General features: G+C 51.2%; 22 protein-coding genes and 1 tRNA gene. 11 read left to right on the top strand and 12 right to left on the bottom strand.

Features of this window, described 5'->3' with window-relative positions; all coding sequences use genetic code 11:
• Nucleotides 1-26 precede the first annotated feature (26 nt).
• Nucleotides 27-731, bottom strand: coding sequence for a tRNA (guanosine(46)-N7)-methyltransferase TrmB (gene trmB / locus AC3QL0_RS14730; RefSeq protein ID WP_135864189.1), 705 nt, complete (start codon nt 729-731; stop codon nt 27-29).
• Nucleotides 732-851: 120 nt separating this feature from the next.
• On the opposite strand from trmB, the gene AC3QL0_RS14725 reads away from it, so the two are divergent.
• Nucleotides 852-925, top strand: a tRNA-Gly gene (locus tag AC3QL0_RS14725).
• Between the two features lie 83 nt (nt 926-1,008).
• Here AC3QL0_RS14725 and AC3QL0_RS14720 read toward each other — a convergent pair.
• The 4 genes from AC3QL0_RS14720 to AC3QL0_RS14705 form a co-directional block, all read right to left on the bottom strand.
• Nucleotides 1,009-2,280: a type II toxin-antitoxin system HipA family toxin gene (locus AC3QL0_RS14720; RefSeq protein WP_493009147.1), complete on the bottom strand. Its 1,272-nt coding sequence runs from the start codon at nt 2,278-2,280 to the stop codon at nt 1,009-1,011.
• Nucleotides 2,277-2,822, bottom strand: coding sequence for a helix-turn-helix domain-containing protein (locus AC3QL0_RS14715; RefSeq protein WP_493009146.1), 546 nt, complete (start codon nt 2,820-2,822; stop codon nt 2,277-2,279). The genes AC3QL0_RS14720 and AC3QL0_RS14715 overlap by 4 nt, the downstream gene beginning before the upstream one ends.
• 194 nt (nt 2,823-3,016) lie before the next feature.
• Entirely contained in the window at nt 3,017-3,985 is a 969-nt protein-coding gene (locus AC3QL0_RS14710) for an AraC family transcriptional regulator (protein WP_493009145.1), read from the bottom strand.
• 51 nt (nt 3,986-4,036) lie between these two features.
• Complete coding sequence (locus AC3QL0_RS14705) at nt 4,037-4,798, bottom strand: transporter (protein WP_493009144.1); 762 nt, start codon at nt 4,796-4,798, stop codon at nt 4,037-4,039.
• A gap of 331 nt (nt 4,799-5,129) precedes the next feature.
• Between AC3QL0_RS14705 and AC3QL0_RS14700 the strand changes: the two genes are divergently transcribed.
• The 4 genes from AC3QL0_RS14700 (at nt 5,130) to AC3QL0_RS14685 (ending at nt 9,343) form a co-directional block, all read left to right on the top strand.
• Nucleotides 5,130-6,539, top strand: a complete 1,410-nt coding sequence (locus tag AC3QL0_RS14700; protein ID WP_493009143.1) for a DUF1254 domain-containing protein — start codon at nt 5,130-5,132, stop codon at nt 6,537-6,539.
• Between the two features lie 78 nt (nt 6,540-6,617).
• Entirely contained in the window at nt 6,618-7,361 is a 744-nt protein-coding gene (locus AC3QL0_RS14695; protein ID WP_493009142.1) for a 2'-5' RNA ligase family protein, read from the top strand.
• An 18-nt stretch (nt 7,362-7,379) separates the two neighbouring features.
• Complete coding sequence (locus AC3QL0_RS14690) at nt 7,380-7,967, top strand: lipid-binding SYLF domain-containing protein (protein WP_493009141.1); 588 nt, start codon at nt 7,380-7,382, stop codon at nt 7,965-7,967.
• Nucleotides 7,968-8,284: 317 nt separating this feature from the next.
• Nucleotides 8,285-9,343 (top strand): DUF72 domain-containing protein, encoded by a 1,059-nt coding sequence (locus tag AC3QL0_RS14685; RefSeq protein ID WP_493009140.1) that lies wholly within the window; start codon nt 8,285-8,287, stop codon nt 9,341-9,343.
• Here the strand turns inward: AC3QL0_RS14685 and AC3QL0_RS14680 are convergent.
• The 5 genes from AC3QL0_RS14680 to AC3QL0_RS14660 all read right to left on the bottom strand — a co-directional run bounded on the left by AC3QL0_RS14680 (nt 9,330) and on the right by AC3QL0_RS14660 (nt 15,781).
• Entirely contained in the window at nt 9,330-9,761 is a 432-nt protein-coding gene (locus AC3QL0_RS14680) for a hypothetical protein (RefSeq protein WP_493009139.1), read from the bottom strand. The two genes, AC3QL0_RS14685 and AC3QL0_RS14680, sit on opposite strands and share 14 nt — an antisense overlap.
• Before the next feature lie 40 nt (nt 9,762-9,801).
• Nucleotides 9,802-10,254, bottom strand: a complete 453-nt coding sequence (locus tag AC3QL0_RS14675) for an energy transducer TonB (protein WP_493009138.1) — start codon at nt 10,252-10,254, stop codon at nt 9,802-9,804.
• A 177-nt stretch (nt 10,255-10,431) separates the two neighbouring features.
• Nucleotides 10,432-13,785 (bottom strand): autotransporter outer membrane beta-barrel domain-containing protein, encoded by a 3,354-nt coding sequence (locus AC3QL0_RS14670; protein WP_493009137.1) that lies wholly within the window; start codon nt 13,783-13,785, stop codon nt 10,432-10,434.
• A 339-nt stretch (nt 13,786-14,124) separates the two neighbouring features.
• The gene (locus AC3QL0_RS14665) at nt 14,125-14,547 is read right to left on the bottom strand and encodes a hypothetical protein (protein ID WP_493009136.1); all 423 of its coding nucleotides are present in this window, start codon (nt 14,545-14,547) and stop codon (nt 14,125-14,127) included.
• A gap of 25 nt (nt 14,548-14,572) precedes the next feature.
• Nucleotides 14,573-15,781: an FAD-dependent oxidoreductase gene (locus tag AC3QL0_RS14660; RefSeq protein WP_493009135.1), complete on the bottom strand. Its 1,209-nt coding sequence runs from the start codon at nt 15,779-15,781 to the stop codon at nt 14,573-14,575.
• A gap of 120 nt (nt 15,782-15,901) precedes the next feature.
• On the opposite strand from AC3QL0_RS14660, the gene AC3QL0_RS14655 reads away from it, so the two are divergent.
• On the top strand, nt 15,902-16,711 hold the full coding sequence (locus tag AC3QL0_RS14655) for an AraC family transcriptional regulator (RefSeq protein WP_493009134.1): 810 nt from the start codon (nt 15,902-15,904) through the stop codon (nt 16,709-16,711).
• Between the two features lie 120 nt (nt 16,712-16,831).
• Here the strand turns inward: AC3QL0_RS14655 and AC3QL0_RS14650 are convergent, their stop codons facing one another.
• Nucleotides 16,832-18,664, bottom strand: a complete 1,833-nt coding sequence (locus tag AC3QL0_RS14650) for an ABC transporter ATP-binding protein (protein WP_493009133.1) — start codon at nt 18,662-18,664, stop codon at nt 16,832-16,834.
• Between the two features lie 334 nt (nt 18,665-18,998).
• On the opposite strand from AC3QL0_RS14650, the gene AC3QL0_RS14645 reads away from it, so the two are divergent.
• The 4 genes from AC3QL0_RS14645 (at nt 18,999) to AC3QL0_RS14630 (ending at nt 24,154) form a co-directional block, all read left to right on the top strand.
• Nucleotides 18,999-20,168 (top strand): benzoate/H(+) symporter BenE family transporter, encoded by a 1,170-nt coding sequence (locus AC3QL0_RS14645; RefSeq protein WP_493009132.1) that lies wholly within the window; start codon nt 18,999-19,001, stop codon nt 20,166-20,168.
• A 164-nt stretch (nt 20,169-20,332) separates the two neighbouring features.
• A complete protein-coding gene (locus AC3QL0_RS14640; protein ID WP_493011006.1) occupies nt 20,333-21,130 on the top strand; it encodes an EamA family transporter in 798 nt (265 codons plus the stop codon).
• Nucleotides 21,131-21,602: 472 nt separating this feature from the next.
• A complete protein-coding gene (locus tag AC3QL0_RS14635) occupies nt 21,603-23,087 on the top strand; it encodes a nucleobase:cation symporter-2 family protein (RefSeq protein ID WP_493009131.1) in 1,485 nt (494 codons plus the stop codon).
• Between the two features lie 194 nt (nt 23,088-23,281).
• Entirely contained in the window at nt 23,282-24,154 is an 873-nt protein-coding gene (locus AC3QL0_RS14630; protein WP_493009130.1) for a hypothetical protein, read from the top strand.
• A 96-nt stretch (nt 24,155-24,250) separates the two neighbouring features.
• Here AC3QL0_RS14630 and AC3QL0_RS14625 read toward each other — a convergent pair whose 3' ends face one another.
• Nucleotides 24,251-25,189 carry a LysR family transcriptional regulator gene (locus AC3QL0_RS14625; protein WP_493009129.1) on the bottom strand — a complete coding sequence of 313 codons (939 nt, stop codon included), beginning with the start codon at nt 25,187-25,189 and terminating at the stop codon, nt 24,251-24,253.
• 329 nt (nt 25,190-25,518) lie between these two features.
• On the opposite strand from AC3QL0_RS14625, the gene AC3QL0_RS14620 reads away from it, so the two are divergent.
• A complete protein-coding gene (locus AC3QL0_RS14620; protein ID WP_135861959.1) occupies nt 25,519-25,725 on the top strand; it encodes a DUF3311 domain-containing protein in 207 nt (68 codons plus the stop codon).
• Nucleotides 25,726-25,733: the final 8 nt, after the last annotated feature.

Raw genomic sequence — 25,733 nt, 5'->3', positions numbered from 1 at the left:
TGTAGCTCGTCAAAAAGGATGCGCAATTAAATGCGGCGGAAAATCAGATCCCACACGCCATGTCCTAAGCGCAAGCCACGGGCTTCGAACTTGGTGAGGGGGCGGTAATCAGGCCTTTCAGCAAAACCGTCGCTAGTATTTTGCAGCAGCGGCTCGGCAGACAATACTTCCAGCATCTGGTGAGCGTAGTGTTCCCAGTCAGTTGCACAGTGGATGTAGCCACCTTTGGCCAGACGGGTGCTCAGCAGATTGATAAAAGGCGATTGAACTAGCCTGCGCTTGTGGTGACGCTTTTTGGGCCAAGGGTCAGGGAAATAAATATGTACCCCAGCGAGGCTATCGGGTTCGATCATATCACGCACCACTTCCACAGCATCATGCTGGATGATACGGATATTCGAGACCTTATTGTCATCAATACGGCGCAGCAACGAGCACACACCCGCATCGTAAACCTCAACGCCCAAGAAATCGTCTTGAGGGCGTTGTTGAGCAATGCTGAGTGTGGTTTCACCCATCCCGAAACCGATCTCTAGAATCAGTGGCGCTTCGCGTTTGTAGACGGTAGCCGGTTGCAGGATATTGTTGCGGTAGTCTATAGACCAAAGCGGCTTCAGGCGTTCCAACGCCAATTGCTGATTTGGAGTGATATGAGAGCGGTGGTGTACAAAGCTCTTGATGTGGCCGTGAGGCGACTCAGGGCTATCGTTGTCTTGGGTGTCGTGTGTCATGGTGTTCGGTATAGGGGGTGAGCCAGCACTAAAAAAATCTTGGTACTTTGTCAGTGCGGCGGTATACTTTGCTGCTTAGACAAAGTCTCTATTTTACGCAGCATTGCGTCATATCACCATGCGGGTGTAGTTCAATGGTAGAACGGCAGCTTCCCAAGCTGCATACGAGGGTTCGATTCCCTTCACCCGCTCCACTCCGCTTTTCGTATTGTTCCAGTGATTTCCGCAGGTTTGTTGAATTCAAAAGGTCTATCGCCGATTTGAGTTTCACAGAGAATTATTGCTCTGCAAGTCTAAAGGCTCCAACCATTCTATCTTGCTCGCGTGTCGGTAATCCTAGTTCTCTGGCCATAGTTCGCCATTGCCTGACGATGCCTTGGAAGTTTTCAATGATTCCATCAGCCTCATTCAGATCTAATCGGAAGTACGTAGCGACTTCGCGCGCCAGTTCAAGATCCAGAGCATTGTCTGCTTCATTGATGTTCAATTTCAGGCCGTCAGCAATGGGCACAGGGTTCATGTCGTAGGCGTCAGAGAGTCGCCATCCAGCGCCAGGCACTAAAATGAAGCCGTGATTCCGCAGGTGATCGTCCGTATTGGAGACGAGCATGTTGAATACGATACGGGACCATAGTTCACGCAGGTCGGCGTTGGTCTGGGAGCCGTGTCTAATGAGCACCTCTGCCAGCTCCAGGTAGCTGACTCCTGTCGACGCATCTTCACCATCTACGTGGCCGGTCATGGTCATAGCGGAAGCAAAGTGGAGTCGACGCCCTTCGTTCGTGCGATCAAACCTGCGAACCATGAAACAGTGGTGGTCAGATGCGAACTTTCGCGCTTCTGCTGTCGCGACATTTAGTCCGCAGCCTACAGCGAGGGCGTTGACGACCATCTCCCATCCTCCGACGTCGTACTCATCGCGAATGCTCGGAAACTTGGCTATGTACAGGTGCCCATTATCATGCGCCACGCTTGCCTTAGGTCTAGCGCCACCTAGGGAGCCTCCGGGAGCGATAAGCATCCTTAGCCACTCCTGGCCTTGACGAGACACGTTGTCAGGATCCTCTTCCAGTGCTCGGCTTGCTTGTTCTAGTGTTCGAATTTCGGCAAATGGCGGAGCAGCTAGTCCGACTTGGTTATCAAGGAACTCACCCTGATCTTCGAGTTTGTAGCGTAATGCACCGACGCGATAGAGGTCGTGCACACCTAGCAAATAGTCTGTTTCATACAGTCGAGTGCCCACAGGTTGGATACCTGCACGTACATCTCGGGCGAGACGACGATCCATCAGTAGACGGCCCCAGCGATCGGGACTCGAGTCGGCAAACACGCCGAACCTGTCCTGAGGTGGAACCGGATATTGTGGACCTTCAAATAGCAAAATCTTTGGGTCAAGTACAAGTTGGCCAATGAAAGGGGCAGTGAGGGCGGCAGGGTCGTATTGGAACTCGAAGGTCTCTTGTGATCTTGTTCTGCGAGAGTTCAGCTCGCCGATCCGCAGGGGTTGTGGCAGCCCATCCCAATCAGCATAAACACCAATCATAGTCATTTTTTACCACCCTCTATTTGAGTTTTCGGGGAGGGCTTCAGGAGAGCAGCAAGGCTTTTCGCAGTGATTCCTGAGGATGTGTCAGAGGCACGCTCTTTGTCGGCATGGGCTGGACTGCTGGACTCCCCTCCCTGCGTACTATGGCTGGATACCTCGACCTCTGCGGAGGGACTATCTTTGGAGGTTCCTATGCTTTCTCTAGATGTTCGAGCACTCTCTCTGGGATTGGCACGGCGTGACGTAGGGGCGCTTGGCTTCATAAGACGAGAATCCTGAAGCAGGCGACCAAGTTCGTCGTCGGCGCCAAGTTGTGCGAGGTCATTTTCTATGCCCAAGACTTGCATCACAGAGAGATACGCCCCTATCGTCACGCCAGAGCCTCCTGACTCTAGGGAGCGAAGGGTCATCGGCGTCATCCCCGCCCGTTCAGCCACTTGCTTGGCGGTGAGTTTGCGACGTAGCCGGGCGAGTTTGAGCCGCTCTCCAAACTCAACGAGCAGGTTCTGGGTCGACGGTAAGAGGGGCGCAGTCTTTTTCGCCATAGCGCTATTATTCCTTCTTTTTTCTGTGTATTTAGATAAAATATTAGCACTTTTGGAGAAAATTCACCATTTTACTGCCTTGGGTTTTAGATCTGTGTTTTTGGTTTATGCCAATATTTTGTCTTTATTTTTATAATAATACTAAAATATTAGCACTTTAAAAGAGTGTGTTCAGTTCGAAAGCCCCAGCCTTGCTATAAGCTCGAATAGCGCGACGGGACACTACCCGTCCACCGCTTGAAAGCTCGGGTAAAGTGCGCGTGATCGCTATAACCCACCATGTAGGCGATTTCAGTGGCGGTGTAGCGGCCGGTAGCAATCAATTTCAGGGCTTGGTCTCGTCGAGTTTCATCGCGCAGCGCATCGAAATCAACACCACAATAATTCAAGCGACGTTGTAACGTGCGTGTGGATAGCCCCACTTGTTTTGAAACAGGCCCGAGTTTAGACAACCCTTGGTCCGAGATGTTTCGGAATAGCAAATCGGCTGTTTTCATGGTGGAGTGCAGGGCGTCCGTTGTTTTCCAAGCTTCGTCACGCGTATGGCTTAATGGGCTATCCATCAAGTCACGGTCAAATTCAATCATGTTGTACGGCGCATTGGTGACGATGTTCGGCCCTAGGCATTCTTCCAGTGCACTATCTCCTTTCTGGCGGGGTGTCTTGATATGGACTTGTATGGCAGACGGCTCCCCAGCCATTAGGGGAACTTTGCGCAGCACTGCCAGACTGCCTAAAATAAACTGTCCTGGATCGTCTTCATAGCTACCGGTGAACTGGTGGATCATTTTGATACGGCTACCCTCGGTCACAATGGAGACTTCACCGCCTTGATGCAGCATAGAGGCGTGCGTGGCCGCTAGTGCGCAAGCTTGGGCAATATTGTCGGAGCGCATAATTAGCTCACCCCAATCGCCTAAGGAACGAATCTCAGTTAAATGGCCCACATAGGCACCGGAGAACGCGTCCTGAGTAATAGCAGACGCTTTGTTAGCGATGCGAAAGCAGGCACTGCGTGGTAACCAACTATCCGGGTTCTGAAAAAATTGGGTAGAGACTCCTAGCAACTTGAGGAACTCTAGCACCGAGACGCCTCGCATCGTCAGATAGGGTGCCATTTGCAGCATGCTTCGTAATTTGATGCAAGGAGCGGGGGAGCGCATAGACATTTCCTCCTGACAGGTAACCCGAAGCAATCTTCGACGATAGTTGTTTTAGTTGGGGAGCAGAAAGGTAACACCAGCTCGAATAGCCCACCCATTGGGACCATTTTCAGGAGCTGCTGCCCAGTACCGCGCACCCACTTGAAAACTGACGGGCTGAGCTCCGATCTTCACGAGTTTGGAAACGGTGAAATTGATCGGGACCGCCCAATCCTTGTCTTCCCAGTCGTATGAGCTTTCCGTATCCAATCCCACTGTCCAAGCGTCGCTGGAGGTGTGAGAAATAAAAGGCTGCAGGAACGTTGCGCTAATATCTTTGCGATTCCGACTGCCGGCAAACGACCAAATATGGTTCGTCAGGAAGCCGTAGGTCCAGCCACCTTGTTGCGTTAGCAGTACTGCACTGGGGCCGGCTCCCCATTTTTTCCCGCCTAGCGTAGATCTAGTTGCCGAGGGTAGCACTAGTGCTGGCCCTACTCCCCAGATCAAGCCGCCAGCCGTGGGGGCTTTTGGGGATAGAAAAAAGCTCTGTGTAATATCACCCAAGCCGGACTGCCTGCCTGAGTTACCGGCAATATTATGCTGCTCAATCACTGGCAAAATGGTGCGCGAGATTAGATTCCAGTCGTGGCTCACCGAAATCGGGATGACGGGTTGAATGTTCAAGACCGAGCGATAGCCTTTTTCTGAGCCATAGCCAGAATCGTAGTTGTATTGAAAGGGAACACTGATCATTGCAGAGATCGGATTAGCGAGTTTCTTGGCAAGCTCCGCTTCTTCTGCCACGACAGTCGTGGAGACCCCAATCAGCACTATCGCTACTAAAATTTTACTGATGTTCATAGCATCCCTTTTTATGAGCATGTCCAATCCGGATTTGTCAGCACGGCACCAATAAATAATTCTGGTTGCTAGCCCCTAGTCCTTGATACGTAGTGGCTGAGTGGGGCGGATATGGTGAGACTCTATAAGAATGTTTCCTCACGGGCTTGCCATTTGGCGCCACAGGTGACATGAGGCTTTCCCTGTGTGGCACCAAATGGCAAGCCCTGGGTGTACCTCTTTGATATTCTTCGCTGTGTGAATAACTAGCAATGCTCTAAAAACATAAGCGTACGGAGCTGCAATGCATAGGGGAAAGCATATGAAGATGACTAGACGATCTGTCTTGGTGGCTGGCTCGAGCTTAATCGCTGGTATGGCAATGGCACCCGTATTCGCTAAAGCGGGGCTGATGGGCGAAGGCTCCGATGAGCTGGATCTGGCAGTAGATGCTTATATTTTTGGGTATCCGCTGGTGACAATGGAGATGACGCGCCGTGTTATCACTAACATTGCCGAACAAAATGGTGTACATGGTCCGATGGGCCAAATCATCAAGATGCGCAGCTATCCCGATGCATCCTTCAGGGATGTCACCGCTCCCAACGCCGATACGCTTTACACCAATGCTTTCTTTGATGTTGGCAATGAGCCTTGGGTACTCAGCATCCCGGATATGGAAGGCCGTTATGCGCTGATGCCAATGCTCGATGGCTGGACAAATGTCTTTGAGGTTCCCGGTAAACGTACTACTGGTACTGGTTCGCAGACCTACCTGATCACAGGGCCGGGCTGGAAAGGAACGATTCCGGAGGGCATGCAGGAATACAAGTCGCCCACGAGTTTGGTATGGTTGCTAGGCCGTATATATTGCACTGGCACACCCGAAGACTACGCGGCAGTCCACAAGTTGCAAGATGAGTTCAAGCTGTTTCCTCTTAGTGCCTATGGCCAGCCTTATACGCCGCCGCAGGGTGAGGTAGACCTGAACGTAGACATGGCTACTGCAGTGCGTGACCAAGTCAACCAAATGGATGCAGTGGCTTACTTTACGTTGCTTGCCGAGCTGATGAAAACGAACCCGCCAGCGAGTGCCGACGCGACTGAGGTCGCAAGGTACGAGCGCATTGGGCTTGTTCCTGGTCAGTCTTTTGACTCCAGTAAACTCCTAACAGATGTTGCCCGCCGTGTTCCGAAGGCCGGTGTTGAGCGCATCATGGGGCAATATAAAGCGCTCACCAATGAGAACGGCTGGTCGTACACGGTAGACACGGGGAATTACGGTACTGATTACGTGATGCGGGCGTTCATCACTGCTATTGGGCTTGGGGCAAATCGACCTCAGGATGCTGTCTACCCAATTTCTACAATGGATGATCACGGGCAGCCATACAGCGGGACGCAGAAGTATGTGATGCGATTCCCTAAAGGCAATTTACCGCCTGTAGAGGGGTTTTGGTCACTGACGATGTATGACAAAGACTACTTCTTTGTAGACAATCCTCTGAATCGGTATTCGATCAGTCCGCGTCAAAACTTGCAGGTCAATGAAGATGGATCGACCGACCTTTATATACAGACGGAGTCACCTGGCAAGGATAAAGAGTCAAATTGGCTACCAGCTCCACCCGGGGAGTTCACCCTGATGCTCAGAACGTATTGGCCACGCGACACGGACCCATCCATTCTGGATGGAACGTGGGCGATCCCAGCAGTGCGCAAAGTTAGTTGATCTGTAGGGCGCGCGCCATATCAGTGGGTCGGCTTATCGTCGACCCTCGTCAGAAGGTAGCTTCACAGGATTTCCCAGATGAGAAATACATTACATTGCCTCCGATGGGTCAGTCGTGCCTGCGTCATCGGGCTGGCAACCTTGATTGGTTCAAGCATAACGATGCAGCAGGCGGTGGCCGCCCCAGGCGATGTCACGGCAATTGATATTCTGCTGGAGCCTGATGCAGCAATGCTTGAAAAAGCAGAGGCTACCAACGCCCGTTTGCTTGGGGTGTATCCACAGGGGTTCGCACTCGATGACACCCATCGTCCACATATCACAATCGTCCAGCGCTTCGTGCGGACAGACGATCTGGATAAGGTGTATGCGGCTGCCAATGATGTGCTTGTGCAATCCAAAGCAAAAGAGATGAAACTTGAGGCGTTCAAGTACTTTTACCTGCCAACCGGTGCTACAGGCCTAGCGGGTATTTCTGTTAGATCCAACCCAGAGCTGCTTGCGTTACAGGCTGAATTGCTTGCTGCCGTAGCACCTTACACGGTAGCGACAAGTGACTCGGCGGCATTCGTAACTACCCCCGATGATCCGGTCATTGACCCCGTTCTTATTGATTATGTGTCGAACTACGTTTCGGCAGCGGCGGGTGAAAAATACACCCCGCATGTCACAACAGGGGTGGCGCTGAAGGCAGATCTAGACAAGATGCTGGCCGAGCCATTTCAGGAGTTTTCGTTTGCTCCTGCTGGTGCTGCGATCTATCAGTTAGGGCAGTTTGGAACGGCCTCCAAAAAGCTAAAACAGCTTGATTTTCCCAACTAGGATAATGCTTTCATGGTCATGATCAGTCATCAATATTTTCAAGGTGCTAGCCGCCTATTGGCCCATCGCATACTGTCGGCCTTGCTGGTGTTCACCGCCTGTGCGCTCGCACCAGTGAACAGTGCCTTAGCCGATTCCGCGCACGAAATCCGCACGGCTTCTACCCAAGCGCTGCACCATCTTTATGCGGTAGAACCAAGTACCAAAGAACTCGCCGAGAAAGCGACTGCGATTCTGATTTTCCCCAGAATATATAAAGCAGGCTTTGTTTTGGGTGGTGAGCATGGGCAAGGCACCTTGTTCAAGGGTGGAGAGCCTGTGGGTTACTACGAAATTTCCGCTGTGTCCCTAGGCCTTCAAGCAGGGGCGCAGACGTTTGGGTATGCGCTTTTCTTTATGAGTCAGCATGCACTGAACTACCTAGACAGAAGCGATGGTTGGGCGTTGGGCAGTGGGCCTAGCTTGGTCGTTTGGGACAAATCCATCGCATCCAGCCTGTCTACGACCACAGTGTCTCAGGACGTTTTCGCAGTTCCTTTCGGTGGGCAGGGGTTGATGGCTGGTATGGGGCTGGAAGGCTCTAAGATTACCAAAATCAATCCGTAAGACAACGAGTACAAATATTACTGTGCATTCGTGTAGGCTGGTGCTTCACCAGCCTCTCACCATTTACTCCAGCGCGTTTGAGGCTGACGCAGCTACTGCAATCTGGCCCTTCGCTTCACACGCTCCACTCCATCTCGTCACTGTTCTACGCACTACACTTGATTGAAATGCGATAAAGTGTTTTATCCCTGATGCCATTTGGCTAGGGAAATGTCACTTTTGATACCCCGCTTTAGCTATTACGTTTGCTCGCTTACTGGCGAAGCATAGCTTTTGTACGGTGGTGTTCACGCTTAATTCAGTGCCCGTAGACCAGTATGCAAGACGACCTTTTCGGCAATGCGCTGCCGTTGCCTGAGACCGCCGCCGCTACACCGGCGACTTCACGTAAGAAACCTACGACTGCCGCACGCAAAGGCACAGCCAAAGTGCTGCCTGCTCCTGCGGGAAAAGAGTGGGAATCGCTTGCGCAGCAGCTTCCAGAACAACTGCGTTTTGGTGTTTCTACCTGGTCATACCCCGGCTGGGATGGGCTGATCTGGGATGGCGATTACGATCCTAGTGTGCTGTCTAAGCATGGCCTAGGGGCCTATCATCAACATCCGCTGTTACGCACGGTGTGTATTGATCGCACCTTCTGGCGTCCGTTAACGGCCAGTCAGTATGCAGCGTATGCCGGGCAGGTGAGTGATGATTTTCGCTTTGTGGTGAAATGTCCCGCCAGTATTACTGATGCTCAGGTGCGTAGCGAAGAAGGTAGGTCGCGCGAGCTGAATCCTAGTTTTCTTGATCCCTCACTAGCTATACGAGATTTTGTGCGGCCTGCGTTAGAGGGGTTACGGGACAAGCTAGGTGTTCTAGTGTTTCAGCTAAGTCCTTTACCTTTGAGCTGGTTGACCCGCACTGCTGAGTTATTTGAAAAAATGGGTCATATGCTGGCGGCAGTTCGGGAAGGGTTGTATGGGTGTGATAGGATAGTTGTTGCCGTCGAAGTACGAGACCCCGAACTTTTAGGACAAGCCTTGGTGGATACGTTAAAGGCGCATGGGGCCACGTTCTGCCTAGGTCTGCACGGGAAAATGCCACCTATAGAAGCACAACTACCTATACTGCGTGCGTTATGGCCGGGCCCGTTGGTGTGCCGGTGGAGTTTGAATCGCATCTTTGGTGCATACGGCTATGCGGATGCGCAGAAAAAGCATGATCCTTTTGATGCCATTCTCAGCGAGGATGAGCCTACTCGCGCTGTGTTAGCGCGTACTATTCGTGGGATTACTGGGGCGGGGCAGCCTGCTTACGTAACCATCAGCAACGATGCTGAGGGCAGTGCGCCATTGTCCATACAGAAGTTGGCGCAGGCTCTTACGACGAAATAGTAATGCGCTGAATCCCCAAATGGTGCGACAGTTCTCGCACGATCAGCAGATAACTAAAGAAGTTCTTATCATCGGGAAACTCACCGTCTTTCATCGGGCTTCCCGACACTACATCTGCCATCCGGTTAAAGAGGTGTTCAAGCTCAAGCTGACTGAGTGATTGTTCGCCACCTGCCCTACGCACTATGTCTTGCAGATAAGCATCAGCACAGACTTGCTGCGAGGCCGTTTGCAGTAGTTCAGGCATGGACTCAATGTGATCTTCTACCGTGGCGATCGCCATCTCTACTTCGTAGGGCGTTGGGGGCGTGTGACTAAAACATTGCTGCGCAAGCGTGCGGTAGCCAATGGCTAAAGAGCGAGCTGGCTGTGTGAACCGGATTAGATCTGCATCAATGGTAAAAGTCGCATTGCTCATGGCCGCTTCCATCGCAAAAGTAGGGGTAAGGATACGGTGGCTATCGTGAGTTCGCTGGTTTTGATAGTGACTTTAGAAACTCAGCAAATGCATCTGCAGCAGGCGACGGTTTGACCTTGGGTCGGGCAGTGGGTGGGGTATAGGGATTAGGGGATGGGGTGTCGAGGTGGAAATCAATAGGTATTGCAAAGGCTACGCTGTCTTGACCAGCCATTTCTTCAGGAAAGGGTGGAAATTGTCTAACCCGTCTAATAGCGTTAAGTACAGCACTGTCTAGGTCTCGATTTCCTGCGGATTCAACGAGCTCAAGTGATTCTATAGAGCCATCACGCTTTACCGTTAGATGTACCACTACTTTACCCGAGGCACCTGCTACGCGGGCGTTAGCGGGGTAGCTTACATTTCTGGAAATGAGTGAACGAACCTGATGTTGCCACCTCGGCTCTGCTGCAGGGGCTTGTGGAGCAGAGGCGTGTGCTGCAAGCGGAAGCATGCAGAGCGAGAGGAAACAGGCGTATAGCCAATGTCTGATTCGTGTGGACGCGTTGCCCATGGCTACCTTCAGAATAAAAATAGGGAGAAAGTAAGATAGCTTACTTTCTCCCTGATTAAAAATATAGCGTTGTGGGTGCCATCCACAACCTGAAATTAGGATTAAGGCGTTATTTATTTACCAGCGATACCCCACCTTCAACATACCACCATAACCGCGCTGGCTATGGCTGCCGGTTTGGCCGAACAGGTGAGCAGAAATATCGACGCTAGAGCTAACTTGGCCTTGTACCCCCAGCTTCAACTCCAGTGCATGACGCGATGGCTGTGCATCTAAGGTGTTGGTCCCCATGCGTACTGAAGCGGTGTCGCCGTTGTATAGCCAATTAGCTTCTACAAACGGTAGCAGGCTAGGTTGGTCTGTACCGGGCTTAGCATGTGGGTAGAGCCTGACGCCAACGCGAGTGTTCCAATTGTCATCGTTACCACTACGCATTCTGGTGCCTTGTAGCGTGACATCTTTGGCGTCGTAGTTGGAGTAAACCACTTGTGCATTAGGTGCTACTACAAGGTTGCTGAGTGCTGAATCGGCAGGGAAGGGCTGGAATGCATAGCCAGACTCAACCGAGGCGGTCCAGATAGTTGAGTGGTAGCTGGCAGAACCCAGTTCACTGTTAATACGATTTGAGTAACGTCCATATTGCAGCCATACATCGCCATATGCACCTAAGCGGGTGCTGTCATTTTGATATAGCGTGCCGTACACGCCTACCGAATAACCAGAGACTTTACCTTTGGCTCGTACTTGTGATGCGACACCAGTTGTGGGCGCGCGCATAGTAGAGGTGGAGCGTGTTTGGGCGTCACCATAGCCTGCCATGACACCTGCATAGAATGCGCCCTCAGTATTTATTGAGCGTCTTAGCACGTCGCCACCAAGTTGCAACATTGTGCTGTCGGTTTTGATGCGTACGTTGCCTTCGGCCATGCGCAAACCGCTGTCGTGACGAGCTTGTGCGCGTGCCCACATGCGACGGCCATCACTCAGGTCGACAGAGTCGCTACTGACGGATGATCTGTCGTGCAGTGAGTGCATGAACAAACGTGTGGCAGCTAGTTGGTTACCTATATACGCGCCACTTTCTGGTGACACGTTTTTGAATGCTGGGACTACTGGTGGAACCACAGGCGGCACAATTGGCGGTTCTATGGGTGGTTCAGGATCCACTGGTGGCTCTACGGGCGGTTCGGGGTCTACAGGCGGCTCAGGATCGACTGGAGGTTCTGGGTCTACCGGCGGAGTGTATTCTGAGGTTAGGTACCAATCGTCTTGAGTGCCGCTATTGCCGCCGCGTAGTAGGCTGTAGTCATAGCCATTCACGGCCACCGTTGTGGTGCTGGAGCGGTAGCCAGTTGAGCCGCTGTCTAAATGGAAGGCATCGGTCGTGGTTGTGCCACCGTTGATGGTTTCCACCAGTCGTATGCCTTCCGTTGTTTGTCCCCCTGAACCACCGGCATTAAGCACACGCAAGGCGGTGTTACCAGTAGTGGTGCCGCCATCAATGATGAGCTTGTCGGTAGGTGAATTGTCGTCGCCTAATTTGGTGTTCATCACCAATGTGCCACCACCCACGTAGTCTTTAACAGTTAGGGTTTTGAAGGTGCCGTTAGCGTCGGGAGAAACAAATGCTACAACGCCCATGTTATTCAACATGTCTAAGGTTGAGTTACCTCGTACATTCCATTTGCTGGATTGGTCCAAACTTAGGCTATTAATACGGCCAGTGCCTCGCTCTCGTAAGGCGCCTGTGAGGGTGGAGTGGTCTTTCAGGGCAATATCAATAACGCCGCTGTCCATCAGCACATCACCAGTTAGTGTGGCTTTGGTGGCATCTAGGTCTACTTGTTCTGTGTCTATATCTGTGGTGACCCCACCGCTGGTAACGCTTATTGCACGAGTATATAGCAGTATGCCGTTCGCTTCTTCACCTGCTGTACGAGCGGTGATACTGGCATTATCCAGTGTGATGGCGTGGCTACCGCCAGTCAGTAGTAGGCTGACACCATGTTGGGTGCTGAGGCTGGAACCATTATTGAGCGAGAAAGCATTGTCGACACCTGCGGCGGTGACGTAGCTCCAAATGCCATGAGCGTCCGCGCCTAATACATCAATTTTTGTGTTGTTTAGATCGATGATGGCTCGGTTGCTCATGGACAGGCCGTGAGCTGTTTCGCCTTCGGTGGTGATGCTGGTATTACGGGTGGTGAGCTTGGAGTTAAATCCGCTGGCAAATAAACCGTAGGCGTTTTCACCGTGTGTAGTGATTGAACTGTCTTCTAAATGGATTTCTGCACCTGAAGCACGGGTTAGCGCAGCCACACCGCTATGACCAAAGGTTTCGATCTGCACGTTTTTGGTTTTGACAGTGGCGGATGAGCCGAATTCTCTAGAAACATAGAGGGCATAGCCGTTTGTGTTCTGCGTGGTGATGCTTCCATCTTCTAGCGTGACTTGTCCAGCGCGGTTATCAATGCCTATGTCGGAGGAGTTAATGCTGAAGTGTTTGGCTTTTAAGGATGTGCCTAGAGCGGGTAGCCAGACACCTGTACCTCCTCTCGTGCCTGTAACGGATATAGAAACGTTTTCAAGCACGGCAGAGGCATTTTCGGAGTTAATGTTGATGCCATAGAGATAACCTCCATTCGCAACTAGTGTTGCATTTTTGAGTGTGGCTGAGGCTCCTGGTTTGCCGTAGATAGTACCGAGATAAATAGCGTCACTGGCTGAGGTAATAGAGCCCCCCTCCATGTCAAATTTACCGCTTGCAAGGTTTACGCCGAGACCATTTTGTGACTCTATATGTGTGTCGAGTAGTGATAAAAATGAATTTTCACCAGAGGTTAGTATGGCTGACGAGGTGTTCCCACTCACCTTTATTTTGACGTTTTCTAACGTTAAGCTACCGTTGTTGAGCTCTGCTCCGTATGAACCATTACCTTCAGTGCTGATGGATAAATTTTTAGCTATGAGGCTAGAGTTAACGCCCTCTACTTTAAGGCCATTGGAACGATCGCCAGTAGTTTTGATAGAGCCGCCGTCTAGCTCGATTTGACTGCTAGATTGAGCATAAACGGCAGAGTTATAGGCACCTGTTACGATGATGTTGGTGTTCGTTACGGTAATGCTGCTTTCCCAGTTTTTGGCATGTAGGGCGGAGTTAGCATGGCTCTCAATATTACTGTTTGAAAGAGAAACCTTGCTGCCAGATTGAGCGCGCACCCCTACTGCATTGTTACCCGCCTTAATAGTGACCTGATCGGCAGTTAGCGTGTTGCCTTTCACTGAAACATCAATAGCGGCACCGTTGCCGGAGAAGGTCACGGTATCGCCAGGGTTTAAGGTGCGATGCGTACTACCTGTAGGATCGTCCACAATAATCTGCCCGTGCTCTGCTGCCCACGCTATGGACGTGAGCGAAGGCAAGGATGCAGCAAGCAGGCCCATCATGATGGGGCTTAGTCGTATTGGCATAGGGGTCTCTGTTTAATCGAGCCATCTACTGCGGTCAGCGTTGCAGGCCTTGTGATGAGGCGACACAAATAAAAGGCTCTAGCGTGAATAAACACTCATGATCTAAAAATCTTTAGGGCTGAAACATGGGCTGGATCCCAAAGATCCATCAGAATTTTCCTAAAGAGAAATTCGTCACACGGTAGGACTACGTACAAGCCAGCCCAAATTCAGGTTTCGGTTGGTTGCATAGGGGAGGGGAAGGGGCTAGACGTTAAGGCAACGTAGCGGGCAGTTCTAGAGTTAAAAAAGGCCCAGTTTTTAGGTGGGCCTTAATGAGTCATGCATTGCTAAGGCTGCTTATCGCTCCAATAGCTCCATAGCTAGTTGATGAGCTGCGGCCCTTGATGCTGTCACCTTAAACGGCACCCCAAAGGCTTTTTCTAGCAACGCAAATTTAGCGATCTCAACCGCGCGCTTCACGCTATTTTCTTCAATGGTAATGAGCCCTTTGCAGGTATGCGCTAAGCGATTACGGTGCTGCTTGACCCACAGGGCACGTTGTTTACGTGCCTGTTTGGCCGCCTCGTTTAGCGTTGTGATGGTGGTATCTTCTGCCGCGTGATGCGGCGGAAAGATAATCACAAATGCAGTGTCTTGGTTGATCAGCGTATTCATTTCCTGCTGCCATTGCTCTATCAGCAATGGGTTCTGCTCGTTTTCGGTGGCATACAAAATAGGAAATGAAGACGCATCGTGAAGCTGTAAGGTAGTAGTCCACATAGTCATGCCTTATGTAAATGTAGCCTTATGCGTGTTGGGCGGTAGTGGCAGATTCAAATAGTTTTGCAGCGCCACGATCAGAGCTTTCTATTGCCGCACTCGCCCAGTCGCGCATAGCGGTTTCGTAGGAGGCCAAGGCCGCAGAGAGCTCTTTTTCGCCACGTTGAGCAACGATGAGGGCATCGGCAAGCGCCAAAGCATCACGTAATGCCGTGTTTGCACCTAAACCGCCCGCCGGGCTCATGGCGTGTATGGCGTCGCCCAATAAAGTAACGGGACCGGTGGGCCACGTCACATCAGGGCGTCCATTACGGATGGGTAGCGAGGCAATGCCAGCAGCATCGCTGTTTTGCAGCATCTGTTGTAGAGCAGGGTGCCAATCGGTGCTGAGGGCTGCCAGCGTGTGATGTATGGCTGGTGCTGCATCGTGTGTGACGGGTACACCTATGGTGCTGCGAGGGCCGATAATCGCCCAGTACAAATAGTCGTCTACAGGGCTAAGCGTGCATGCAGGCGAGGTGTTGGCTGCTTGTGTGGCGAGGTCAGCTGCAAAGCGCATTTCATCCAAAATAGCGGTGAAACCATTGGCAAAAATGATGTTGGTGCCTTGCAGGGCGGCAGTTTTATCTTCTACTGTAGCAACGTCTGTTTTGCCATAGATGCACAGCGCACCTGTGTCGGTGGGGATGGCATCGGGTGCAAGTTGTGCCCGCACTTTGGAATTCACCCCATCGGCGCCTACCAATACGTCGCAATAGGCGGAGGCTTTGTGGCCGTTGAAGTGCAGCTCTACGCGCCCATTGTCCAGCACTCGGTAGTGGTTTAGGCCGTATCCAAAATGGATGTGCTCCTCTATGCCGCACATCAGAATCTCACGTAATGTGCGTCGGTTAATGCTGAGGTCAGCATCTAGGGAATCAGAGTCATCGGCATCGTCATGCCAGCTTTCTGGAACACGTCCAAAAGCAGGGGTTAACTGTGGAGTTAGGAAACTGCCAGAGGTAGACGATATCGATGCGCTGTGTCTGAATAGTTGGTACAGCGTAGGTGGCAAGGTATGGGCTAATGCACGCTGGCCTTCGGCATCAATACGGATACGGTAACCCTGCGAACGAGAGTCCAGCGCCAGGTCGTACTCATAGATAGTAAAAGCGATGTTGGCACGTTTGAGTGCTTGCCCCAGCGCCAAGCCACCTAGCCCGGCGCCTACGATAGCGATATGTAATGTGTGCATGATTGACTCCTGTTTGGTCATGTCTTTCTTAGGCAAGAAAGTGATATGGGTTTATGTTTACACAGGAATCGCCATGCTTTATAACGGTAAAAGGACTCAAAACAATGAAATATGGCCAAGATGAATACACACGTAGAAACTCCCAGCGACGACTACAGCGAGTGGCAAGACGGCCCCTCGGTGATCGCCATTCAGGGTGACGACAGTGCAACAACGGAATACCGACTGGGCACTCGTGAATACGATTGGCATCACCACATACGTGGGCAGTTGTTTTGTGTGGAAGCGGGGCTGATACAGATACAAACCGAGCATGGCTCGTGGGTGCTACCGCCTTACCGAGCTGGGTGGGTGCCGCCTAATGTGCCTCACAAAGTGCGTGTGAGTGGCGCGATGAGCGGGTGGACGATGTTCATGAAGCTGGATTTTTGTGATGGGTTACCGCAAACACCTTGTGTGGTGGTGATTAGTGACGTATTGCGGGCATTGGCGAAGCGGGCCGTACAGTGGGAAATACAGCCTTTGATGTCACCAGAGCAAGACAGAGTTGCTGCGGTTGTTCACGATGAAATACGACGCGCCCCGCATGAGTCACTGCATGTACCCATGCCACGTGATCCGCGTTTGGTACGGGTAGTGCATGCCATGATTGCAGACCCAGGCAGCACGCGTAGCTTAGATGAATGGGCGTCGTTTGGGGCCATGTCACCGCGTACCCTGCGTAGGTTGTTTACGGTAGAAACTGGCCATACCTTTGGGCAGTGGCGTCAGCAAATGCGGTTAATGCACGGGTTAGATTTGTTGGCGCGTGGAGCATCGGTGACAGAGGTGTCTGATGCCTTGGGCTACGCCACCCCCAGCAATTTCATCGCCATGTTCCGTAAGGTGTTTGGTGACTCACCGGCGCATTACTTTTCAGCTAAGCGGTAATGTTCGCTGCCTTTTGAAATATTAGAAGTTATATAGTTCTCTATGGCGAGATTTATCAATCATATTGATTATGACAGCCATAAAAAAAGCCCCATTGCTGGGGCTTTTTTGTGACGTGAATTACTCGTCTTGCGCTAAGAAACCACCACTTTGGTGATGCCACAGGCGGGCGTATACACCGTTTAGTTTCAGCAATTCGGCATGGCTGCCTTCTTCGATGATCTGACCTTGGTCCATCACGATTAAGCGGTCCATGGCCGCAATGGTAGATAAACGGTGCGCAATAGCGATTACTGTTTTACCTGCCATCACTTCGTTCAAGCTGTCTTGAATGGCGATTTCCACCTCTGAATCCAGCGCGCTGGTTGCCTCATCTAACAGTAGGATAGGGGCATTTTTCAGCATCACGCGAGCAATGGCAATACGCTGACGTTGGCCGCCAGACAGTTTTACACCGCGTTCACCCACCATGGTGTCGTAGCCAGTTTTGCCGTGTTGATCGCTAAGCTGCTGGATAAACTCGTCTGCTTGGGCGCGAATAGCGGCCGCGCGTACGTCTTCATCCGTGGCATCAGGGTGACCATAGGCAATGTTGTCGCGAATAGAACGGTGCAATAACGATGTGTCTTGCGTCACCATACCAATGGCACTACGCAAACTGTCTTGAGTGACGGTAGCAATGTTTTGGTTATCAATGCGGATTTGGCCACTGTCTACATCGTAAAAGCGCAGCAGCAGATTAATCAGCGTTGATTTACCAGCACCCGATCGTCCCACCAAGCCGATTTTTTCACCGGGTTTGATGTTTAGTGACAGGTTGTCTAACACTTGGCGTTCGCCGTTGTAGTTAAAGCTCACCTGATCAAAGGCGACTTCGCCGTGCTTAACCTCCAGTGTTGTGGCATTGGGGGCGTCTTGTACCGAGGCGGCGCGTGTGAGCGTACCTAGGCCATCTTGCACCGTACCAATGTTTTCAAACATGGAAGCCATTTGCCACATAATCCAGTGTGACATGCCGTTTACACGCACAGCCATTGCCGTTACGGCGGCCACTGCACCTGTACCGATTTCACCGTTATGCCAGAGCAGTAAGGCGTAACCACCAGCACTCGCAATTAAGGCTGCAACCAGTATTTGGTTAACGATTTCAAACATACTGATCAGGCGCATTTGCCTGTAGCCAGTTTCTTGAAAGTCTTCCATCGCCGAGCGTGCAAACAGTGCTTCACGCTTGGTGTGCGAGAACAGTTTGACGGTGGTGATATTGGAGTAGGCGTCGGTAATACGGCCAGTCATGGACGAGCGGGCGTGGGCTTGCTCTGCACCGACTGCCCCCAAGCGTGGCACGAAATACCACATGGTTAAGCAGAAGGCGATGATCCAGACCACAAAGGGAATAATCAGGCGTATGTCAAAACCAGCGGCCAAGGCCAGAATGGTTAAGAAGTACACCCCTATGCCCAGCACGATTTCAATGAAGGTGAATAGCACTTCTCGCACGGCCAAGGCGGTTTGCATGACTTTAGTGGTCACGCGGCCTGCAAACTCGTCCGAGAAAAAGGACATGCTTTGGCGCAGCATCAGGCGGTGGAAGTTCCAACGCAATCGCAATGGAAAGTTAATCGCCAAGGTTTGATGCTGTACAAAGGTGTGCAGCGCGACCAGTAAGACGCTACCTGCCAGCACGGCACCTATGCTCCACAGCACAGTTTGCTCATTGCTAGACAGCGGCTCGCCCGCTTGCCACACCGACAACAAATCGACGACTTGGCCTAAAAACGCAAATAGCCATGCCTCAAAAATAGAGACGCTGGCACTGAATATCGCCAATAAGGCTAGGTACTTGCGCGAACCCTGCGTGCAATACCAAAGAAACGAAGCTAAGCCCTTTGGGGGGACTTTGCTTTCCATTGGGGGGAAAGGGTCAACTAGACCCTCAAAGCGACGTAACACTATAACGCTCCGAAAGGGTAAGACGGAATTTTCAACAGTAGTGTCATCACACAGGTGGGGTGACGACGTAAATGGTTGGTTTCAACCTAACTGGTTAGTAAGGTTGGTGAGGTAACGATAAAAGGAATGGCGGCCTAGCTACGTACCACGAAGGGGTACAGACCTCGGGGGCTCAGCAGGCCCCTAAAAAGGATTTTTAGAAATTAGACTAAGTAGTCTATATCCAGATGCATGAAAGACGCAAAAGAAATTCAGCAAAATGTCGTGTTTTCGCTAAGGCTAAAAGATGGGTGTACAGTACTGACGGCGGAGAATAAAACAGAGAGACATCTAGATGAAGAATTGGTCGTTGTCGGCATGGGTGGCCGGCTTTTTGGCTGTGTTGATTTCCTATTGTGGGCCGTTGGTAATTTTTATTCAGGCAGCGCACGTAGGTGGCTTTTCAGCAGAAATGTTGAGCTCGTGGATTTGGGCAATTTCCATTGGGTCGGGCGTGAGTGGTCTGGTGCTGAGCTTGTGGTTGCGTATGCCCGTTATTACGGCGTGGACTGCACCAGGTACGGCACTGCTGATTAATTTATTCCCTGAAATTTCCATGGCAGAAGTGGTGGGGGCGTATTTCAGTGCTGCGGTAATTACGGCAGTGATTGGTTTCACCGGCTACTTTGAACGCATTGTGCAATACATCCCCAAGGGGATTGCAGCAGCCATGATGGCAGGGATTTTGTTCCAGTTTGGTATACAAGCCTTTCAGGCCAGTATGGATTTGCCCTCGGTAGTGTTTGCCATGCTGGGCGTGTATTTAATTAGCAAACGCTTATGGCCTAGCTACACGGTAATTCTGGTCGCGATTACGGGTTTTTTGATGGCGTATCTGCAAGGTCATACGCAGTTGGATACCTTAAGTCTGGAATGGGGTACTCCCATTTTCACCATGCCGGAGTTTTCGTTAAAAGTGTTTTTCAGTTTCACCATACCGTTGGTAGTGGTGAGCCTGACAGGCCAGTTTTTACCCGGTATGGTGGTCATGCGTTTGGCAGGTTACAACGCACCGTCACGAGCCGTGGTAACGGGCGCAGGGTTAGCGTCTATGGCGGTGGCGTTTTTTGGTGGCATCACCATTGTGCTGGCCGCTATTACCGCTGCATTATGTACAGGTAAAGAAAGCCATGCCGACCCAGAAAAACGCTATGTGGCAGGTATTGCAAGTGGTGTGGTCTATCTAATTGGCGGTACGTTGGCCGGCAGTATTGTGCTGATTTTTTCGGCCATACCAGCGGCGTTAGTGTCGGCATTGGCAGGGTTGGCCTTAATAGGAGCTATCGTGGCCAATATACGTTTATTGGCCGATGACCTTACCTATATAGAGCCTTCGGTCATTACTTTTTTGGTGACGGCATCCGGTATGTCGCTGGGCGGCTTGGGTTCAGCGTTTTGGGGTGTGGTGATAGGATTAATTGCGTACTGGGTACTTAGAATGGGCAGAGTCACCAAGCGGTCGTAAACACAGCGTCATACTGTTTTTTCTACAGTTCTGCTGCTAGCACGGGTCTTGTGCGTTTAGGCACAAGGGTTATTTCGTTTTCTTTGATGGTTGTTGTGTTGAATAAGCCTACTGCATCGCCTGTGTCGGTGCCATTATTTGCGATTGGTGTGTTATTGGTGGCGATGGCGTCACTGCAGTTTGGGGCAACGCTCGCAAAGAGCATGTTTCCGGCTGTGGGGGCGTTGGGCACTACAACGCTGCGTCTAGCTGTGGGCGCAATGTTAATGATGCTGGTGCTGCGCCCGTGGCGTACGCCGGTGTCTGGCAGTGGGCAGTTTAAAGCGTTGCTGGCGTATGGCGTGTCATTAGGCATGATGAATATGCTGTTCTATACATCGCTGTCTACGATCCCATTGGGTATTGCCGTGTCGCTAGAGTTTCTAGGGCCGCTGGTGGTGGCCTTGGCGGGCTCCCGGCGTATACGCGATATTGTCTGGGTGGTGATTGCGGCGGGCGGTTTGATACTGCTGTTGCCTAGCGTAAGCGGCGTAGATTTAGACCCCATTGGTATGCTGTTTGCGTTAGCGGCGGGTGGGTGCTGGGCTCTTTATATCGTGTTCGGCAAGAAAGCGGGGTCTGCCTACGGTACGTCTACGGCGGCATGGGGGACCTTAATTGCTACCTTGGTGGTGCTACCTGTAGGTGTGTGGACGGCAGGTTCGTCCTTATTAAACCCCTCTTTGATTCCAGTAGCGCTAGCGGTGGGTGTGTTGTCTACCGCTATTCCCTTTACCTTAGAGGTGATGGCGTTAACGCGCATGCCTGCTAGCGTGTTTGGCATGATGCTAAGTTTAGAACCCGCTTTTGCGGCGTTATTTGGCCTGCTCTTCTTGCACGAGCAGTTGCAAGGCCTACAGTGGTTGGGCATTGCGGCAGTGATTATCGCTTCTGCAGGGGCGGCGGTAAGTTCTAGACGCTAAACTAGCGTCAACGACAGGAAGGAAGATAGCCTGATAAGGAGATCAGGCTACGGTTGCGCAGGATTAAGCAAACGGGCAATAACATACTTTTTTTGCACCTACTAGATGGGCAATACCCCTAAGGGCTAAAAAACGTAGAAAAACGTGGCATATACATCACGCTATACCCACGCTAAGCCCCATTTCATCGGCTCTATCAGCAAATGCAAGAAAACGCTTCGGGGCTATAAGCGTTTGCATATTCCACTTATTAAACCGTACCACCTTTCGGTGATATCACCCTTCCTTTAACTTTATGCGTGTGCTGCTAGACATCGCAGCATGTACAGGCTGTGGTTGTGGTCATCACAACCCAAAGGGACAAACATAACAAGCCCGAAGCCTGACCGACTCTCTAAACCTGTTTGACGGCCATAGGCCATTTCTGGGGATATGTAGGGAGTCTGAACGTATATTAAAAAGGAGACCCTAGATGTCAGCTCAAACAGAGAAAAGCCAGCCGGTCGATTGTGGTGGTGTAGACGAGAAATTACCGCTAGGTAGTCTGGCTACGCTGGGCATTCAACACGTGATGGTCATGTATGCGGGTGCGGTGGCTGTGCCGTTGATTATCGGTGCCGCGCTGGGTCTGACCAAAGAGCAGATTGCTTTGTTGATTAATGCAGACTTGTTGTGCTGTGGTCTGATCACGATTATCCAAGCGCGTGGGGTAGGCGTGTTTGGCATTAAGTTACCGGTGATGATGGGTGTGTCGTTTGCGGCGGTGAGCCCCATGATTGCAATTGGTCTGGATCCTAATCTAGGGTTGACGGGGATTTTCGGGGCCACTATTTTGGCTGGTATTTTCAGTATTCTGATTGCGCCTATATTTAGTCGCATGATGGGGCTGTTCCCGCCAGTCGTCACTGGCATCATCATTACCGTGATTGGTATTACCTTGATGCGTGTGGGGTTGGAGTGGGTAGGGGGCGGTAAGCCGCAAATCCTAGATCAAGTAACCGGTCAAATGATTGCTAACCCAGAATACGGTTCTATGCAGAACTTGGGTACGGCACTGGTCGTGTTGTTGATCATCTTGGGAATCACCAAATTCGCTAAAGGCTTCTTGTCTAACGTGGCCGTATTAATTGGTTTGTTGGCGGGTTTCTTTATTGCGCTGGCTCAAGGTCGCATTAACTTTGATGGTTTGGGCGATGCAAGCTGGGTTGCGATTGTTAAACCTTTCGCCTTTGGTGTGCCTACACTGAGCTGGAGCTTATTGGGTGCTGCTGCTATCTTGTCGTTGATCATGGTGGTGATCATGGTGGAATCGCTGGGTATGTTCCTGGCGCTGGGCTCTATTTGTGGTCGCCCACCTAGCCGCGAAGACTTGGTACGTGGTTTGTCTACGGATGGTCTGGGTACCTTGATTGGCGGTGTGATGAACACGTTCCCACACAGCTCATTCTCGCAAAACGTGGGTTTGGTGAGTGTGACGGGTGTACGTAGCCGTTGGGTATGTGTGATGGGCGGTGTGTTCCTGATTGCCCTAGGTCTGTTCCCTAAAATGGCATTCATCGTGGCCTCTATCCCTAACTATGTGTTGGGTGGTGCAGGGATTGTGATGTTCGGTATGGTGGCGTCTACAGGTATCAAAATCCTGATGTCCGCTGATCTGAACAGCAACCGCTACAACCCTTACATCGTGGCGATCAGCTTGGGTATGGGCATGATTCCTCTGGTAGCAGAACACTTGCTGGACAAAATGCCTAGCGTACTGGCACCGTTGCTGCACAGTGGTATTTTGTTGGCGGCGGTATCGGCAATCACATTGAACCTGTTCTTCAATGGCATCAGCCGCCCAGAGCGTCGTAAACAAGACAGCAGCGCACCTGCTGCAGCCACCCCTACTGAGGTAGGGCCTAGGCTGCTCACTCAGGAACCTAGCTCTACACAACAGCTGGCTTCTCAGCACTAAACGAAAAAAACATAGAAGGCTGTCCGGTGGTGGGCAGCCTTCTTGCTTTGGTGGCTAGCTCATCTAAGGGTTAACGCCCAGCCACCTCCTTTTTGGTAATCAAAAGAAAGTAAACACTACGATTTTTTACACCAAAGGTGCGTCTACAACGGACAAAGATCTACGGCGCACTCTAGAACGAAGGGGAGACAATAATGAAAACCTTAAGTACTACGCTGCTGGGTGCATCAGTAGTGGCGATGGCAGCGTTCAGCACATCCGCACAAGCGATCACATGGAGCGACAACTTCTTTAGTTATCGTTATGGCACACAGTTTCACGAGCCCATGAACGATAAGGATGTGACCAAAAACATTCTCAGCTTCACGCACGTCAGCGGCTATAACTACGGCCAAAATTTTTTCAACGTAGACATGCTGCAATCCAGCAAGGCGGACCCCTCTAGTGGTGGCAATAACGGGGCGACCGAGTTCTACGCTACCTACCGTCATCAGTTGTCTATGGGCAAAGTATTTGATACGGACTTAAGCTTTGGCCCCGTGAGAGATGTAGCCTTAACCGCTGGGTTTGACCTGAACACTAAAAACACGGCCTTTGGCCCGCGCAAGCGGTTGTTGGTGATAGGGCCTACCTTGAAGTTTGATGTGCCTCGTGGGTTCTTGGATTTGAGTCTGATGTACGGTAAAGAGTGGAACCACTGCGGGTTGGGTGCTCCGGCGTGTCCAGACAGTAATGCCTCGTTTGATCCGCAGTTTATGGCCAGCTTGACGTGGAATCTACCCTTTGATGTGGGTTCTGTACCCTTCAAATTCCAAGGTTTTGCTAACTACAACAGCCCCAAAGGTCGTGACTATGCAGGTATCAGCACTAAGTCTGAAGTGCTTGTGCGTGCCTCGTTGATGATGGACGTGGGTAAGGTGATGTTCGACACCAAAAACACCTTCTGGCTAGGCGTGGGCTACGAATACTGGCATAACAAATTTGGTAACCGCTACATGGCCAATGGCAACCTAAAACCGGGTATTAAAACTACAGCGCCTATGCTGCAGGCTGAGTGGCACTTCTAAGTAGTTAAATTGCGGTAAAACGTGGATAAGTGAGTTCGCCCCACACACAGGAAGTTTCCTCGTAGTGGGGCGTTTTTTATGATTCGTGAAATAGCGTCAGTCTAGGGGCGGTGGCAGTCGCCCGACGGCGTCCAGTTGCGATAGACGGGTGCGGCAGAAGTCTAAGAATAGTTGGGCAGGCTTGGTAAGTTGAGTGCGTTTTAAGCGGGCGCACACAAGGCCTGAACGCGCTACTGGCTCTTTGATATCCACACACACAATGCGCTTGCCGTCGTAGGTGCGGTCAATCACCGGGCGCGTTACCAGCAGCGAGAAACCAAAGCCTTGGGCTACCATGCCGCGTACCATTTCAATGGATGGCGAGCCAAATACAATATTGGGGGTTAGCCCCAGATCGTGGAACAAGCTGACAAAGAAAGTACGGCTAGGCTGTATATCCAGCAAGATCATGGGCTCGGCACACAGATCAAACATGGAAATGCTTTCTTGCTGCGCAAAAGGGTGGTTTTCGGGTAGCAAGACATAGGGCTTTTGTGGCGGCATTAAGGGTTCTGTTTCGATGGTGCCGTCTAACTCATGCTCGTACAGAAACACCAAGTCAAATGTACCTGCAGTAAGCCCTTGTACCAAGTCTTGCTGATCACCATCGCGCAGACGCAGATTCAGCCCGGGATGACGATCACGAAACTCTGCTAAGAGCATTGGCAAATACAGCGGAGCCACGGTTTCAAAACAGCCAATATCTATCTTGCCGGTGACCACATCGTTATCGGCCAGCGCGTTTTGCTCAAACTCGTAAGACATGCGCAGCAGTTCTTCCGCTTTGCGATAAAAACGCTCGCCACTAGAGGTGAGGGTTACGCCTTGCGCGTGGTGGCGAATAAATAATTGCACCCCAAAACTGTCTTCCAGGTTCTTGATGGCGTTGGATATGGAAGGTTGGGCAATATGCAGTTGGCGTGATGCGCCTGCGACGCTACCGGCTTGTACGGTGGTCACGAAGTATTTGAGTTGTCGTAATGTGTAGAAAGCCATGAGGCCCTCCTGCTTGGGGTGCTTGTCCTTGCACCGGTGTACTTGCCACTATTGTAGGGGCTGAAAAGCGATGCGTGAGGGATTTTTACGTTAAATACCGGCAATTGAGAGCTCATAACGCAATGTTGAGGGCGGTTGTTGGCGCTGGGGTTTTCCCTAGAAGCTTAAAAGATTGAGTTTTTTACATATCCCTGAAGCCCAATCGTGGCGCGGCTTAGCCTGACTAGTGATATTTAGCTTATGGCTTGACAAGCTTTTTAGTAGTTAAGGATTGAAGCATCCCTGCGCTAGCATCACAACCTCATCAAGTCATCACACGAGGAGGGGTCATGACAAGACGTTTCTTGAGCCTATTTATTGGGCTGATCATTCCCTACGCCAGCGTCATGCTGGGTATTTACCATTTTCGTTTCAGTACCGAGTTCATCTTAGGTTTTCCGCCTTTGTATTTCTGGGTGTTCTTGTGGTTCTTCCTGACCACCATCTGTATTTCCACAGCGTGGTTATTGGATAAAAAAGACTACCAAGACGAATAACAACAATC

The sequence above is a fragment of the Paenalcaligenes sp. GW821-LYS-B07-1 genome (assembly GCF_058803365.1).
The sequence above is the reverse complement of the archived record's forward strand: the minus strand, read 5'-3'. Positions and strand labels throughout refer to the sequence as shown.

Excerpts from the sequence above, each read along its gene's own strand:
- trmB (WP_135864189.1), bottom strand. The coding sequence starts at position 731 with ATGACACACGACACCCAAGACAACGATAGCCCTGAGTCGCCTCACGGC.
- AC3QL0_RS14720 (WP_493009147.1), bottom strand. The coding sequence starts at position 2,280 with ATGACTATGATTGGTGTTTATGCTGATTGGGATGGGCTGCCACAACCC.
- AC3QL0_RS14715 (WP_493009146.1), bottom strand. The coding sequence starts at position 2,822 with ATGGCGAAAAAGACTGCGCCCCTCTTACCGTCGACCCAGAACCTGCTC.
- AC3QL0_RS14710 (WP_493009145.1), bottom strand. The coding sequence starts at position 3,985 with ATGCGCTCCCCCGCTCCTTGCATCAAATTACGAAGCATGCTGCAAATG.
- AC3QL0_RS14700 (WP_493009143.1), top strand. The coding sequence starts at position 5,130 with ATGAAGATGACTAGACGATCTGTCTTGGTGGCTGGCTCGAGCTTAATC.
- AC3QL0_RS14695 (WP_493009142.1), top strand. The coding sequence starts at position 6,618 with ATGAGAAATACATTACATTGCCTCCGATGGGTCAGTCGTGCCTGCGTC.
- AC3QL0_RS14690 (WP_493009141.1), top strand. The coding sequence starts at position 7,380 with ATGATCAGTCATCAATATTTTCAAGGTGCTAGCCGCCTATTGGCCCAT.
- AC3QL0_RS14685 (WP_493009140.1), top strand. The coding sequence starts at position 8,285 with ATGCAAGACGACCTTTTCGGCAATGCGCTGCCGTTGCCTGAGACCGCC.
- AC3QL0_RS14680 (WP_493009139.1), bottom strand. The coding sequence starts at position 9,761 with ATGAGCAATGCGACTTTTACCATTGATGCAGATCTAATCCGGTTCACA.
- AC3QL0_RS14675 (WP_493009138.1), bottom strand. The coding sequence starts at position 10,254 with ATGCTTCCGCTTGCAGCACACGCCTCTGCTCCACAAGCCCCTGCAGCA.
- AC3QL0_RS14670 (WP_493009137.1), bottom strand. The coding sequence starts at position 13,785 with ATGCCAATACGACTAAGCCCCATCATGATGGGCCTGCTTGCTGCATCC.
- AC3QL0_RS14665 (WP_493009136.1), bottom strand. The coding sequence starts at position 14,547 with ATGTGGACTACTACCTTACAGCTTCACGATGCGTCTTCATTTCCTATT.
- AC3QL0_RS14660 (WP_493009135.1), bottom strand. The coding sequence starts at position 15,781 with ATGCACACATTACATATCGCTATCGTAGGCGCCGGGCTAGGTGGCTTG.
- AC3QL0_RS14655 (WP_493009134.1), top strand. The coding sequence starts at position 15,902 with ATGAATACACACGTAGAAACTCCCAGCGACGACTACAGCGAGTGGCAA.
- AC3QL0_RS14645 (WP_493009132.1), top strand. The coding sequence starts at position 18,999 with ATGAAGAATTGGTCGTTGTCGGCATGGGTGGCCGGCTTTTTGGCTGTG.
- AC3QL0_RS14640 (WP_493011006.1), top strand. The coding sequence starts at position 20,333 with ATGGCGTCACTGCAGTTTGGGGCAACGCTCGCAAAGAGCATGTTTCCG.
- AC3QL0_RS14635 (WP_493009131.1), top strand. The coding sequence starts at position 21,603 with ATGTCAGCTCAAACAGAGAAAAGCCAGCCGGTCGATTGTGGTGGTGTA.
- AC3QL0_RS14630 (WP_493009130.1), top strand. The coding sequence starts at position 23,282 with ATGAAAACCTTAAGTACTACGCTGCTGGGTGCATCAGTAGTGGCGATG.
- AC3QL0_RS14625 (WP_493009129.1), bottom strand. The coding sequence starts at position 25,189 with ATGGCTTTCTACACATTACGACAACTCAAATACTTCGTGACCACCGTA.
- AC3QL0_RS14620 (WP_135861959.1), top strand. The coding sequence starts at position 25,519 with ATGACAAGACGTTTCTTGAGCCTATTTATTGGGCTGATCATTCCCTAC.